This is a genomic window from Acinetobacter sp. YH12227 (genome assembly GCF_013417785.1).
GTDB lineage: Bacteria > Pseudomonadota > Gammaproteobacteria > Pseudomonadales > Moraxellaceae > Acinetobacter > Acinetobacter gandensis.
Map to the genome: position 1 here is coordinate 1 of NZ_VPDH01000083.1, position 13714 is coordinate 13714.

Annotated in this window: 12 protein-coding genes and 3 pseudogenes; 6 read left to right on the forward strand and 9 right to left on the reverse strand. The window is 38.7% G+C overall.

The window, feature by feature from the left end:
* A pseudogene (locus FTV09_RS14970) lies at positions 1 to 109 on the forward strand (IS701 family transposase); the annotation flags it as partial.
* 21 nt (positions 110 to 130) lie between these two features.
* Here FTV09_RS14970 and FTV09_RS14975 read toward each other — a convergent pair.
* The 6 genes and pseudogenes from FTV09_RS14975 to FTV09_RS14995 all read right to left on the reverse strand — a co-directional run bounded on the left by FTV09_RS14975 (position 131) and on the right by FTV09_RS14995 (position 9104).
* A complete protein-coding gene (locus FTV09_RS14975) occupies positions 131 to 2608 on the reverse strand; it encodes a T6SS effector BTH_I2691 family protein (RefSeq protein WP_180058759.1) in 2478 nt (825 codons plus the stop codon).
* Positions 2601 to 2918 (reverse strand): hypothetical protein, encoded by a 318-nt coding sequence (locus tag FTV09_RS18155; RefSeq protein WP_257222910.1) that lies wholly within the window; start codon positions 2916 to 2918, stop codon positions 2601 to 2603. Before FTV09_RS18155 ends, FTV09_RS14975 begins: the two co-directional genes overlap by 8 nt.
* Before the next feature lie 29 nt (positions 2919 to 2947).
* A complete protein-coding gene (locus FTV09_RS18160; RefSeq protein WP_257222911.1) occupies positions 2948 to 3556 on the reverse strand; it encodes a hypothetical protein in 609 nt (202 codons plus the stop codon).
* A pseudogene (locus FTV09_RS14985) lies at positions 3553 to 6170 on the reverse strand (type VI secretion system Vgr family protein). The gene FTV09_RS18160 and the pseudogene FTV09_RS14985 overlap by 4 nt, the downstream one beginning before the upstream one ends.
* 233 nt (positions 6171 to 6403) lie before the next feature.
* On the reverse strand, positions 6404 to 8218 hold the full coding sequence (locus FTV09_RS14990) for a tetratricopeptide repeat protein (RefSeq protein ID WP_180058760.1): 1815 nt from the start codon (positions 8216 to 8218) through the stop codon (positions 6404 to 6406).
* Positions 8219 to 8333: 115 nt separating this feature from the next.
* On the reverse strand, positions 8334 to 9104 hold the full coding sequence (locus FTV09_RS14995) for a ThiF family adenylyltransferase (protein WP_180058761.1): 771 nt from the start codon (positions 9102 to 9104) through the stop codon (positions 8334 to 8336).
* Positions 9105 to 9302: 198 nt separating this feature from the next.
* Here FTV09_RS14995 and FTV09_RS15000 point away from each other — a divergent pair, with 198 nt between their 5' ends.
* Entirely contained in the window at positions 9303 to 9743 is a 441-nt protein-coding gene (locus tag FTV09_RS15000; RefSeq protein WP_180058762.1) for a GNAT family N-acetyltransferase, read from the forward strand.
* Between the two features lie 55 nt (positions 9744 to 9798).
* Here the strand turns inward: FTV09_RS15000 and orn are convergent, their stop codons facing one another.
* A complete protein-coding gene (gene orn, locus FTV09_RS15005; protein ID WP_067763591.1) occupies positions 9799 to 10356 on the reverse strand; it encodes an oligoribonuclease in 558 nt (185 codons plus the stop codon).
* A gap of 124 nt (positions 10357 to 10480) precedes the next feature.
* Between orn and rsgA the strand changes: the two genes are divergently transcribed.
* From rsgA to secB, 4 genes are all read left to right on the forward strand, one after another.
* Positions 10481 to 11539, forward strand: a complete 1059-nt coding sequence (gene rsgA, locus FTV09_RS15010) for a ribosome small subunit-dependent GTPase A (protein ID WP_180058763.1) — start codon at positions 10481 to 10483, stop codon at positions 11537 to 11539.
* 94 nt (positions 11540 to 11633) lie between these two features.
* The gene (locus FTV09_RS15015) at positions 11634 to 12041 is read left to right on the forward strand and encodes a rhodanese-like domain-containing protein (protein ID WP_067763597.1); all 408 of its coding nucleotides are present in this window, start codon (positions 11634 to 11636) and stop codon (positions 12039 to 12041) included.
* A gap of 22 nt (positions 12042 to 12063) precedes the next feature.
* Positions 12064 to 12318: a glutaredoxin 3 gene (grxC, locus tag FTV09_RS15020; RefSeq protein ID WP_067763600.1), complete on the forward strand. Its 255-nt coding sequence runs from the start codon at positions 12064 to 12066 to the stop codon at positions 12316 to 12318.
* A 40-nt stretch (positions 12319 to 12358) separates the two neighbouring features.
* On the forward strand, positions 12359 to 12817 hold the full coding sequence (gene secB / locus FTV09_RS15025; protein ID WP_180058764.1) for a protein-export chaperone SecB: 459 nt from the start codon (positions 12359 to 12361) through the stop codon (positions 12815 to 12817).
* Positions 12818 to 12844: 27 nt separating this feature from the next.
* Here secB and FTV09_RS15030 read toward each other — a convergent pair.
* Together FTV09_RS15030 and FTV09_RS17940 are read right to left on the reverse strand one after the other, a co-directional pair.
* Positions 12845 to 13531, reverse strand: a pseudogene (locus tag FTV09_RS15030) (IS66 family transposase); the annotation flags it as partial.
* The gene (locus FTV09_RS17940; protein ID WP_373687715.1) at positions 13527 to 13700 is read right to left on the reverse strand and encodes a transposase; all 174 of its coding nucleotides are present in this window, start codon (positions 13698 to 13700) and stop codon (positions 13527 to 13529) included. The pseudogene FTV09_RS15030 and the gene FTV09_RS17940, both read right to left, overlap by 5 nt.
* Positions 13701 to 13714: the final 14 nt, after the last annotated feature.

A 13714-nucleotide genomic window follows, 5' to 3' on the forward strand; every position in this document is an offset into this window, starting at 1 on the left:
AAATGTATATCGTTGGCAGAAGAAATTATTTAGACCAGTTATCAAAAACTTCATTGATGACTTTATTCTCGATAAAAATCATCTGCTACCACAGAGAATCTATAAATAATAGTGCGTAAGTCCTATATTCTTATAATCCACATACAGACCAATTACACCTCCCAATGTCCCCAGCGCCCCAGCGCCCCAGCGCCCCAGCAAAAATTCTAAAGGCTGTCGCAGATGAGGCAACAGCTTTGCCTTGAGTATGGAAATTTTCACCCATAGCCTCAAATGTCACAGCAAGTAAAGACATCGAAGAACCAACCAATTGCGCTGCAATTTCTGGTTTATTTTCAACATCTTTTTGCCAAGCACCGTATTGAAAATAAAAATTCAACATCTCAAAAATACCGACAATTGCCAATATACGATTCTTAGTTATATGTGGCGATGATTTGACCGCTAAATTGACCTTTGTTCGAATATCGACGGCAGCAGCCACTGAAAAATTCTGATTTCCAGCTACTACTGCTCTTGCCGCAGAGTTAAATTGAACATTATAAAACAACTGCGTAATTGGAATGTGTTTTGCAAGTGGACCTGACTTTAAATACAATAGTCGAGAAATATGTATTTGACTCCCTTGAATTGCTATTGCATTAATTTGATTGACCTGCACTGTTCTCATTTTCAAATCTGAGAATTGTTTTAATGCAGAGTTCAATGCTAAAGACATCCAATAAAAAAGTTTATCATTAACTTTAAAATCTCTTGCTTGAATATATTTCTTACTTTCAGCCTGACTCAACCATTCATCAAAACCTGCATCTGCAGCAACAAAAGCAGAAAATCCTTGTTTTGTATAGTCCATCATATTTTTTGCGGTATCGTCACTGCTAAAAATTTGATTATAATTCTGTATCAACTTCGCATTATTAAAACAATATGCACGAAGAAACAAATTACTCGTTTCTACTGTTTTCTTTAATAACCAAGAGTTTATAAGCTCTTTTCCCTTATCTAAAAAAGTAATCCCATACATTAGATCCATAACGACAGCATGAAAGATAAAACCATTGCTTCCTTCAGGCAACTTGCCACTTTCTAGTACTTCACTCGTATCAAAATATACCAATCCATTTAATAAATTTTGTGAAGTTAACCATTTATAATGATCATCAAAGTAGCTAATTGCATTGTTATATCCTTTTTTCGACTCACTATCGACTTGACTATTAAAATGATCAATTGCGGTTAAATCTAATTGATCTTGGCATTTCTTCCATGCTACTTCTCCCTTAGCAATACCTTTTTTAACAATAACACCTTGCTCACCTTCTTGATTTTTCTCAGAATTATCTGAAGTACCAAGATTTTCTTTTCTTTTTTGTTCTGTTTCTGCAATTTGTTTTTCTAAGAGCTTAACCGTTTCCCAATCTTTATTCCGTCTAGCCGCTTCTAATCGATCTTTTCTGCGCTTATCCAATGCGCTATATTTCTCAATATCCTGCGTTCTTTGAATAAATTCTTTTGTCCTTATACCAATATAGTTTTCTTGAACAGTCTTTTGAATATTTTCTATTAAATTAATAGTTTGCATTCTATGGTGGTTAGAAATACCATTTTTCTTTGTGTTAAGAAAAGTATTTAAATCTGCAAATGCTTTTCTATTTCTAGCTTCGTTAAGCTTAGCGGTAATTCCTATTGCATCATAAAGTGCAATTGCACAATATTCTTTAGGCTTCGCTTTAAATTCTCTATTAATTGCCGCCCATCTTCCAGCTCCAAAGCTGTTCTCACCAATATGTACTTTATTTAAAGTTTGTGAAGATAAACAATGTTGTTGTGTTAAATTACCTCCTTTCCAGCCTTTAATATCAATTTTTTGCCAATAACCCTTTCCTACATACGAGTCTGCATTATTCTCAAATTCTAAACGTTTTTTTGCGGTCAACGGAGCATGCGTGTAAATAATATAAGTACTATCCACATCATTAGGTGTAATCTCTGGAACAGTAATCAATGAAGCTTTAAATGAATGACCTGATTTTTGACAAGCAAAATTATTCGCTTCTAAGGGTGCTTTTTTTCCAATTATGAATTCTTGATTATAGCCATTTTTTGTAATATAACCCTTCCACTCAGGCTTACCTTTTCTTTTAAAATATAAATATATATAACCATTCTTAATAATAGAAACAGTATATTTGTGATTTGATAATTTTATTCCATCACTTACATTTTTACCTAAATTAGAAGGTAAAGTACTCACCCCCAGAGATGCTACAGAATACCTTAAAGGTAAAAAACTAAATCCACTTTCTCTACAAAAATTTGAACATTCTTTAGCATTTTGCTTAGCTGTAATATTCTGTTTATTACTATGAATTGATTGAATGGGAATCTTAGAGTTTTTACCAGCTTTTTCCACTTCACTTTTCATTTTTTGCGGATCTAATGAAATTTTTTTTGGTTCTAATGAATTTGGACTACCTAAGCCATATCCTTTTAAGTTTTTCTTCCATTCCTCACTCGTAGCTTTGTTAATTTGTGCTTGTGAACCTTTTAGCATAGGTAGCTTAGAATTTGTAATATTAACGGTTGAATTTTTTTTATCATTACCCATGAGTAATACTCTCTAAATCATTTAAATCATTTTTTATTAACACCCATTGATCTTTATGAAGAAAATTCATAGCTTCATTAAAATCGTATTCATTTTCTGTCTTATTCCAATATTGTTCTAGAATATTTTCAACTTGAGGGTGAATAAAAAAATGTCGACCTAATATTTCAGCGTATAAACCATAACTCAAAAGATCAGAATATTTATGAACTTCGTATTCTTCATGTGCGACAAATAAGTTTAATAATATATTCTTCGGATTTAATTTATCTCGATCTATTTCATCATATTCAAATGCCGATCTAAACACCAAATTACTAATTTCTATTAAATCTAAAGCTAGAGATTGATCATGTGATAATTTATTAATTTTTCGGGATATAAATTTTTTATCTTGTTTTTTTCCCAGCTAAAATATCCAATAGGATGTACAAAATTCCATATCTCAAATAATCCTAGTAAACTATTCAATTCCATTTCATTAAATATTTGATCCAAATAATTTAATACTCTAGGATCATACCAACGGAATAAGATTTTTGAATTTAGATCTTGAACAACTACACTACTTTTGAATTTTTCATTGATTATGTTATTTTCAAGTACACTTGTGCCAAATCCATGTACTAAATATTTATCATTTTGAACTTCAAAATTATTGGAAATTTTTTTAGCGATTTCTTTCCCAACTTTTTCTAGTACGTCTTTCTTTTTTATTTCCAAAAAAAATAAGTTAGTATTCTTTGGCTTATTGCCCTGAGCTAAAGGCAAATAAATGATATTCTCTTCTTTTAAACAGCTTTTTAACTCACTAAAGCTATCAGCCTCTAAAGTTTCATCAAGTAAAACCAATAATCGACCAGTTCGATCAAGAAGAGCACTCATATCTTCAAAGATTTTATCTGTAGAGTAATTTTTAATTTCATTGACCAAATAAAAACTACTCATAAAATCACCTTGGCAGAACCCAACTCTGCAGCTTGACCTTGCTTCGCTGAGCAATCTGGTAAATTTAAAGCTGGTGGATTTACTGATGTCGGCGAAGTAAACTTATGCTGTCCCGCTTTCGCCTCAAACTTCCCACCCGTAGTCGGAAACACGCCCGAACCATTCAGTTTGATCTGCGATCCCCCCGCAGTTAAATTAATCTCTTTAGGGCTGGTGATATAAACCGTATCTTCGGTTGAAATAATCTGAATGCCCTTACGTGCAATTAGATCGAGTCCATCACCTTGTGCCTGAATTTCAACTTTCCCTTTCCCAGCAAATGCTCTCAATCCTTCTTGCGCTGCAAATAAACTGATTTTTTTGCCTGCATGACCAACTAATGATTTTTGTGTTGAAATATTGATACTCTCTCCCGCAGTTTGGCTAATCTGGCCATTTGCGGAAATATGTACATCTTCATTGGAACTCATCGCAATCGAATTTGGCGCAGCTAATACCATTACGGCCGACTTAAACTCAGCAGCTTTTTGCTGATCATCCTGACTTAATATCTCAATAAAAGCTTGAAGACTCTCCAATACTTCAAGAGGGTCGGTCTGTTGGTTTTTCGCTACATCACTCAGCCCTTTAGCATTATTCAATGCACTTTCGATTTGAGTATGGGCTTCATTGCTCGCTAAATGTACCCCACCTGCCTGTGCTTGCTGATGTGTCGACACCAATAAACCTTGTCCAGCTCGTACCGCCCCCCATTGATCGGTCCGCAGTTCAAAGCCTTCACCCCGACTTTCACTCTCGGCCTTTTCTTTAGGATGGCTTAAATTACCTAAGTTTAACTGTGTCACACCGTGACTGCTTTGCAGTTGGGTGGATATTTGTCCTGTAGTGTCATCAAAGCGCAGTTGTCCAAAGCCTTCACCCCCGACTTCTTTAGAACGAATCCCTGCTAGCTTTTTGGTATCTGGTAATTGTCCTTTATTATCAAATTTAGTAGGACTACGCTGCGCTTCATGAATACGACCCACGACAAAAGGTCGGTCAATGTTTCCATCAAAGAAATCAACGACAACTATTTCACCAATTCGAGGTAAGAAACGTGCGCCATAACCTTCGCCGGCCCAAGGCGTCAGCACATCAACCCAAGCCGAGTCTGTGTCATTATTATTCGCACCTGCACCGCCATCATGGCCATGATCATCGGAACGGGTAAATAGGAAACGGACTTTTATCCGCCCCCATTCATCAACATGAATTTCTTCACCAGCAGGACCCACAACTTTGGCACGCTGTGGATGTGTTACTGGTCTATGTGTAAGCGGATTAAATTCAGGGACGGTCGTAATATTGCGACGTTGTAAAGCTAAGGTATTGGCTTGGCGTTCATCCGCATCGCTTTGTTTGACTTGCCACTGACTTTGATGGATCAGTTGTGTAACTTGTTCGGTTAAGTCTTTGGGTAAATTATTTTGGTTATAAAAAGACTTGGATAAAATCAAAAATTCTTGATCGGCACCCCGATGCTGTTCAATCTCTGGATGCTCATCCAATTTGAACCAGTAACCAACCTGCGTATCACGTACAGTACTTTTGGCAATAAATTGTTTGGCTTGAGCCGCATAATAATCACTAAAATTTTGATTGAGACGTTCAACTTGAGCACTATTATAGAAGCAGTTGCAGCATCTTCACCATTCAGATCTTGCATCCATGCGGGGCTCACATGCCATGCCTGCTCTAAGCTTAAGCTCGCATTATCTTGATTATTACTATGTAGATGTTTGCTTTGTACTGAACCACCACCTTCGTCCTGTTCAAGCACATCCGCCTGCCACCGCTGCACATGTACCGAGGTCGGTTGTAGACTCCGCTGACCAAAAAAACTAGTCATACTGTCATTTTTCTCAGTCGCACTACTGCGATGAAAACGAATATTGCGTCGATTCAGCGCTTGATATTGGCTGTTATCATCAATTAAGCGTAATTTTTGCGGTTGCATCTGTGCTGATGATGAAGCGACAAATAATTCGGCTTCATCAATTAACCAATGGATCCCTTCACTACGTAATAAGCGCGTTAAAAAATCATAATCCGTTTCATTGCTCTGCATCACAAAAGGACGAATATCGTAGTCTTTTTGCAGCCCACTTAAATCTAAAGATAAGCTAGAAGCGAAAAGTGGACTCTTTTTTTGCCACTCGCTAAATACCGTTTCAACGACATCACGAACCGATTTGTTCATAAACACGCGACTATTGCGGCGTTTATGCCAAAGTGAAGTAGCATCTTGTAATGTCAGACGATACAGAGTTAAAGCACCATCACTTTGCCCCTGATATGCTTCAGTAATAATCCCACTTAAACGAAACAATTGACCCGCATCCGTGACCTGATCAATTGCAGCTTGTGTACCAATAAATTGTTTGAGTTCTAAGGTGGCAGAAGTCGATAGACAGATCAGTTGAACATTTAAACCCTCGCTTAAGGTATGTTCTCCATCAATGCGTTGTAAAAAGACCTGCTGATTTAAATTAGTATTCGAAAATTGGATATGTAAGGCGCGTCTTTGTGGGTTAATACCCAACTTCTCAAGCGCTGAATAAATATTGCTAAGCATAGTTATTATCGAAAATCAATTTTATATAAAATATGCAGCACATTTAATCAAAAAAACCGATATATGCCTAGATTTCAAACGAAGCCTTTGTTTGGCTTTATGTAAACACACAAGCCTTTTTTCAGCTAAATATTGTTATTTTTGAGAAACAAGTCTCAAAGTTTAGATCAAATATAGATACATAAAAAACCAATGCCTAAGCATTGGTTAATTAATTATGATACTGATGAATATTAATTATCGCCTAAAAATGCATGTATATTTTCAAGTTGCTCTATGGCATGCACATGTCTTTGTACAGCAGCTTTTTGTAAATATTGCTTTGCGGTATTTAGGTCACGTTCTACACCTTCACCATGTATATACAAACGGCCTAAATGGCTTAATGCATCGGCATTCATTTGTTCAGCGGCTTGTAGATAATAACCCAGCGCTTTATTTATATCTTTCTTCACACCTAAACCATGCTCATACAGTTGTCCCAATTGAGTCATCGCATCTGCATTATTTTTGTCCACCGCAATATTGAGACATTTCAATGCCATCGATAAATCCTGTGGTATCTGCTTTGCGTCTAAACTTTTTTGCGCTAACGTCGTTAATGCTTGAGCATGTCCTAATTTTGCAGCCTTAGATACTGCAGCTAAGGCCAACCCTGCATCAGCTGTAATCTCATTTAAAGTATTTTCAGTGTATAAGCGATATAAATACCATGCAGCATGCGCTGAGCCCTGTTCAACAGATTTATTTAAATAACTCAAAGCCTTGTCACGGTTTGGCAAAGGATATTCTGCTGTACTATACAAACGACCAATCACATAGTTTTGATCTGCGACACACTGCATCGGCGTATTCAAATATTCCTCTGCAGCTTGCCCCATTAACTTTTGCGCTTGCGACATATGTTGCGCATGGCCAATACCTTGCAAATAACACATTGCAAGCCCCATTTGATTAAAAAAATTAGGCTGTAGTTGATATGCCATTTTATATAATTCAAATGCTTTTGCAGGATCATCACTGACTAAATACTTTTCAAAATACAAAGCTGCAATCACCGTAATCGCCATCGCATCTTTTTGCCGCGCAGCTTCAGATAAAAAACTAAACCCCAATTTTTCCTGTTTTTCTAAATGCCATCCATGAAAATGGGCAAGACCCAAAACTCGGTTCGCTGCTGCAATTTTTTGCTCACGTGCTTGATTTAATAAATCATGATACACCCGCTGACGCTGATCAATATCAATTTTCCCCATCAATACGGCTTGGTAATATTCATACAAATCCTGCTTATCTCCCAACAATAAGCAGCGCTTAAGATAGTGCAGTGCTTTTTCTTGATTACTTGGAAAATATTGATCCGATTCGTAGATTTGTTTTAGCAATTGATTGGCAGCTAAATGATCTTGTGCAGCGGCCTCAAATAGATAACCTAAACCCAAACTCAAATTGGGTTCTGTCAAATTCAGATAGTACTGAGCCAATTGATACTGTGAATTGGCATGTCCTTGTGCTGCATTTTTTTCTAATAATTTAAATTGTTGTTGCTCTGTTTGGGTTTGATCGTCTGGGTTTAATTCTGCCAAACGATATTGCGCCTCGAGATGACCACGCGCCACCGCATGTCGATACCAATATACTGCCTTTTCAGCGTCAGCATTTGCACCAAATTTTGCTTCCGCCATTTGACCTAAATAATAAGCAGCTTCATCACTGCCTAATTGGAAGGCTTTTTCTAACAGGCTGGTTGCATGCTCAACACTCGCTTCCCGACCTAAGCCTTTTAATTGCATCAATCCCATGGCCACATAGGCTTGTGGTATTTCATGTTGCTTGGCCATGTTTTGATACAACTCATAGGCACGCAGATAATCAGGCTGTACATCTGTGGTTAAACGCTCAGCAAACTTCAGCTGCGCATCCAATTGTTCTAGCCACAAATCATGCCCAACTGCTTTGGCTTGATCACGTTTTACTGGATCTGGTCTTTTCCACATCCAAAACGCCAATGTCAATATCCCCAAAATTAGTATCAGTAAAAACCACATACTTGCCCCAAAAATAATATTTTTTAATTATTCCAACATTGTGTCTGATTTTAATTCTATATACAAAAAAAGCACCGCTTTCGGTGCTTTAATTTTTTTCAAAATGCGATAGCAGTCATGCTTTTACACGTTTTACGTCTAATTTTTTCAAAACCTCTGCCACAGCAACCATTGCAAAGCTCGATGTGACCACAACTGCCGAGCCATAACCACCACAGCGCAGTCCTGCACTTGGACATACATCAGCACTAGAAAATGGATTATCAATTGAATATACACAGGTAATGCCAAATTTTTCTTTGGGCTTTTTACAAATGCCTTTACCACGTAACTGTGTACGCAACTTTGCTAACATCGGGTCTTGCTCAGTTTTAGATAAATCCGCCACACGAATTTTTAATGGATCGAGTTTACCGCCTGCACCACCCGAGACAATCAACGGAATTTTATTAAAACGACAATGTAACATGAGGGCGAATTTCGCTTTCACGTCATCAATACAATCTAAAATTAAATCGGGATTGCCGGCTAATATTTCTTTCACATTTTCAGGTGTTAAGTAATCATCAATTAAATTGAGTTTTATCCGTGGGTTAATCGAACGACAGCGTTCAGCCATTACTTCAATTTTTTCATGCCCTAGGGTTGAACTCATAGCGGGTAATTGACGGTTAATATTTGATGCTGCGACCACATCCATATCGACCAAGGTCAGTTCACCAATACCTGTACGTGCCAAAGCTTCAACCGCCCATGAGCCTACACCACCGATCCCAATCACCATGACATGACTTTTTTCATAATGATGAAAACTTTCATCACTATATATTTTGGCTACACCAGCAAAACGGCGGTCATATTCATCATCTTGGAGCAGTTCAGTCATAGGTATGGAGGCAGTGTTAAATCAGCCGCCATTTTAGCAAACTCACTGCTATTTTTGTTTGATAAAACGCAATTCAGCATACATCGCAATAGAGCTGAATCCGCATCAGGTCTAAATCCATCAAAATAAACATTTACAGCGAATGGAGATCTGCTTTAAAAATATAACCATAGATCAAAAGCTCAAGTGTGTATTGCCATGGACATCCATCCTCTGCCAAATAATTTAAAAATTACCGATGACAAAAATGAAATAGATTTAGATACAGTGCACCGCTTTTTAAGTGATACCTATTGGTCAAAAGATATTCCTAAACATGTGGTGAAAAAAGCGATTGAAAATTCCTTGGCTGTGGCTTTACTTCTCGATGATGAACTCATTGGTTTTGGTCGTGCCATAACGGATTATGCAACATTTGCCTATTTAGCAGATATTTATGTAGCAGATAAGCATCGAGGCCAAGGTTATTCAAAATTGATTGTGAGTACTCTATTTGAAAAATGTGGCTCTGCAAATTTGAGACGCATGCTGCTTGCAACGGCAGATGCACATGGTTTATATCGTCAATTTGGCTTCACTGATTTGGCTCAACCTGCGAATTTCCTTGAGATTCATCAAGCCAACGTCTATCAACGGTAGTGCAAACGCTTCGAATAAAAAAAAGAGGCTTTCGCCTCTTTTTTATGTCACAACCTTAGTCTTTATTCATAATAAAGAAATACTCACGATAGTATTTGAGTTCTGCAATCGAGTCACGAATATCATCCATCGCCAAATGCGACGCATTTTTCTTTAAGCCACCCATGATCTCTGGGCGCCAGCGTTTCGCCAATTCTTTCACTGACGACACATCAAGGTTACGGTAGTGGAAGTATTGTTCCATTTCAGGCATTAAACGATGTAAGAAGCGGCGGTCTTGGCAAATCGAGTTACCACACATTGGTGAAGATTTTGGATTTACCCATTTTTTTAGGAATTCTAAAGTTTGTTGTTCAGCATCTTGTGCCGTCAATTTACTGCGACGAACACGCTCAATTAAGCCAGATTGACCATGTTGACGAGTATTCCACTCATCCATTGCATTGAGCACGCGATCTGATTGATGAACGGCTAACACAGGCCCTTCCGCCAGAATATTCAGGTTATCGTCCGTCACAATTGTAGCAACTTCAATAATCTGGTCGTTATCTGTATCGAGACCTGTCATTTCAAGGTCAATCCAAATCAGGCGAGTATCAGGTGTGCTGCTCATAAATGTGCAATCTTATTAGGCTATAAAAGTGAACATAGTAGCAAATTTATTGGGGTTGCGCTGTAATTAGACCCCGCTTCATGCTATTTTTGCCATCTAGTTTTCGTGGTTTTTTAGGATATGAATGGCTTTAATTCGTAAGCGTCGACTGACTGAACAACAGCAACGACGCATTCAGAAACAGCATAAATCCCGTCAAGAAGAAATTGACACGTCTTCCGATTTGGAAGGTTTAGTCGTACAACATTATGGACGACAACTTGAAGTCCAAGCCTTGTCTACGCCTGAAATTCATCCTGAAAAACCTGTGGTACAAGCTGGTGAACCTGAACCACATTGGAAACCAATCGAATTAGGCAGCATTTGGCGCTGTCATACCCGTACCAATCTAGAATTATTGGTTACAGGTGACCGTGTTAAATGGCAAGCAGATCCTATTACCGGCTTGGGTATTATTACCGCAATTCATCCGCGTCAATCTTTACTCACACGCCCTGACCGTTACCACAAAGTAAAACCTGTGGCGGCCAATGTCAGTTTAATTGTAATTGTCTTTGCGCCCTTGCCTGAACCAGCCCCAGGTTTAATTGATCGTTACTTGGTGGCATGTGCAGATGCAGATATTCCTGCTCTATTGGTCATGAATAAGTCAGACTTATTAAAAGACAACGATCCTATTCTATGTTTGTTGGATGAATACCGAAATTTGGGTTATGAAGTTTTACAAACACAGTCGGATGGCGATTTAACGGAATTATCAAGCCGACTTTCTGGCGAAACTGTGGCTTTTGTTGGTCAATCCGGTGTCGGTAAAAGTACCCTGATCAATGCCATCGTGCCTGAAGCTGCACAAAAGACCAATATCATTTCTGAAAACTCAGCGCTTGGTCAACACACCACAACATCAACCCGTTTGATTGCATTTGGAGAAGGATCTGCCTTAATTGACTCTCCAGGAATCCGTGAGTTTGGCTTATGGCATTTAGAACTCGACAAGGTTCAACAGGGTTTTCCAGAAATTGAATCGCATTTGGGCTATTGTCAGTTCCGTAACTGTACACATAAACATGAAAAACAATGTGCGCTTCGTATTGCTGCACAAAATGGTGAAATTTTGCCGCGTCGTTTAGAAAGTTATTTACGTCTAATTGACGAAATCACTGAAGCGCAGCAAAAAAATTAATTTTTATTCTACTATAGCCCTTGAAGGGGTGATTTTGATCACCATATTTATGAGCTATACTCTTGGCAATTTTTAAATTGTAATTAGGTGAATTGTGGAACGTTGGTTCGAGTTTATGGGGAATCACCCCTTCTTATTTGGAACATTGGCTGTCTTGGTCGTATTGTTCTTTATTCTGGAAGGCCAGCGTAATGGTCGCAAAATTTCACCACAGTCTTTGGGTATTTTAGTTAAAGCTAAAAATGCACAATTGATTGACTTGCGTGATGCGAAAGATTTCCGCGAAGGTCATATTAGCGGTAGCCGTAATATTCCATATAGCCAAATTACAAAAAATATTGAAGAGTTAAAGACTTCTGACCGTCCATTGGTGTTCATTTGTAACTTAGGTCAAGTTGCAGGTACTGCACTTCAACAAGTCGGTCATGCTGACGCTTACCGTCTTGACGGTGGTATTAGCAACTGGAAAGCTCAAGGCCTTCCATTGGTTAAAAGCAAATAATAACGCTTCTTAGGAGATTAACATGGCTGAAGTTACGATTTATTCAACAACTGTATGTCCTTACTGCATTCGTGCTAAACAGCTCCTAGAGCGTAAAGGCGTGGCTTATAAAGAAATTAATTTATCAAATGAAGCGCCTGAAGTACGAGTTGAATTGATGCAACGCACCAACCACCGTACAGTTCCACAAATTTTTATTAAAGATCAGTTTATTGGCGGTTTTGACCAACTTTATGCTTTAGAGCGTGAAGGTAAACTCGACGATATGCTGGCTTAATTAAAAACATAAATCGTCACCTCATATTAAGGAATAAACAATGAGTGAAGAACAACAAGCTCAACCACAATTGGCATTAGAGCGTATTTATACTAAAGATATTTCTTTCGAAGTACCTGGGGCTCAAGTATTTACTAAAGAATGGCAACCTGAGCTAAATATCAACCTTTCTTCTTCTGCAGAAAAAGTTGATCCAACACACTTTGAAGTTGCTTTAAAAGTTGTGGTACAAGCAAACAACGGTGGCGATACAGCATTTATCGTTGACGTAACTCAAGCAGGTATTTTCCTGATTGATAGCGTTGAAGAAGAACGCCTACCGTACATTCTTGGCGCTTACTGCCCGAACATTTTGTTCCCATTCCTTCGTGAAGCGGTGAACGACATGGTAACTAAAGGCAGCTTCCCTCAATTGTTGCTTACACCAATTAACTTCGATGCTGAATTCGAAGCAAATTTGCAACGTGCTCAAGCCACTGCAGCTGAAGGTCAAGCGTAAGCGTCCGCTGAACCCCATGCCTATTTTTTAATTTGAGTTGGATTTCCAGCGATGTGGCAGTAATTCTTCTATTTGGGTCGCTTTATGTGTCGGCAGCCTTTTCAGCACATCACTGAGATAGGCATACGGATCCAGCCCATTCAGCTTTGCTGACTGGATTAAAGTCATGATATTGGCCGCTCGTTGACCACTGCGCAGCGAACCTGCAAATAGCCAGTTCTTTCGTCCCAAGGCCCAGGGGCGCATTGAGTTCTCTGCCCAGTTATTGTCAATGGGTAGATTGCCATCATCCAGATAGCGGCTTAAGGCTGGCCAACGCTTCAGACTGTAATTGATGGCCTTGGCGGTTGGAGAACTCGATGGCACCGTCAGATAATGTTGGTTGAGCCATTCATACAGTTGTTGCATCACCGGTTGGCTGTGCTGTTGTCGGTATTCGCGGCGGTGTTCTGCTGTACTATCGGTCTTTTTCCTGAGTTCTGCTTCTATCGCATACAGTTTCTGAATCAGCACTAATGCCTGTTCAGCGACCTGACTTTTCCCGGTCACATGTAGCTCATGGAATTTACGACGCGCATGCGCCATGCAGCCCACCTCAATGACCTGACCTGATTTAAAGCGTGCTTTATAACCGCTGTAATCATCACAGACCAGATGGCCCTGCCAGCCATTCAGGAACTCTTCTGCATGCTGACCTGAACGACTATAGTCAAACTACTTTATTATTCATACAGGATTCGAAAAAAACTTGAAATAACTCATCGACTGAATCGATCAACCATTCTTTACGCTTACGTTTAACCCATGCCCACATCTGTTCTATAGGATTTAAATCAGGGCTGTATGCAGGAAGCCAAAGAATTTTATGCCCTTGTTGTTCCAATAACTCCTGAATAT

Excerpts from the sequence above, each read along its gene's own strand:
- FTV09_RS14975 (WP_180058759.1), bottom strand. The coding sequence starts at position 2,608 with ATGGGTAATGATAAAAAAAATTCAACCGTTAATATTACAAATTCTAAG.
- FTV09_RS18160 (WP_257222911.1), bottom strand. The coding sequence starts at position 3,556 with ATGAGTAGTTTTTATTTGGTCAATGAAATTAAAAATTACTCTACAGAT.
- FTV09_RS14990 (WP_180058760.1), bottom strand. The coding sequence starts at position 8,218 with ATGTGGTTTTTACTGATACTAATTTTGGGGATATTGACATTGGCGTTT.
- FTV09_RS14995 (WP_180058761.1), bottom strand. The coding sequence starts at position 9,104 with ATGACTGAACTGCTCCAAGATGATGAATATGACCGCCGTTTTGCTGGT.
- FTV09_RS15000 (WP_180058762.1), top strand. The coding sequence starts at position 9,303 with ATGGACATCCATCCTCTGCCAAATAATTTAAAAATTACCGATGACAAA.
- orn (WP_067763591.1), bottom strand. The coding sequence starts at position 10,356 with ATGAGCAGCACACCTGATACTCGCCTGATTTGGATTGACCTTGAAATG.
- rsgA (WP_180058763.1), top strand. The coding sequence starts at position 10,481 with ATGGCTTTAATTCGTAAGCGTCGACTGACTGAACAACAGCAACGACGC.
- grxC (WP_067763600.1), top strand. The coding sequence starts at position 12,064 with ATGGCTGAAGTTACGATTTATTCAACAACTGTATGTCCTTACTGCATT.
- secB (WP_180058764.1), top strand. The coding sequence starts at position 12,359 with ATGAGTGAAGAACAACAAGCTCAACCACAATTGGCATTAGAGCGTATT.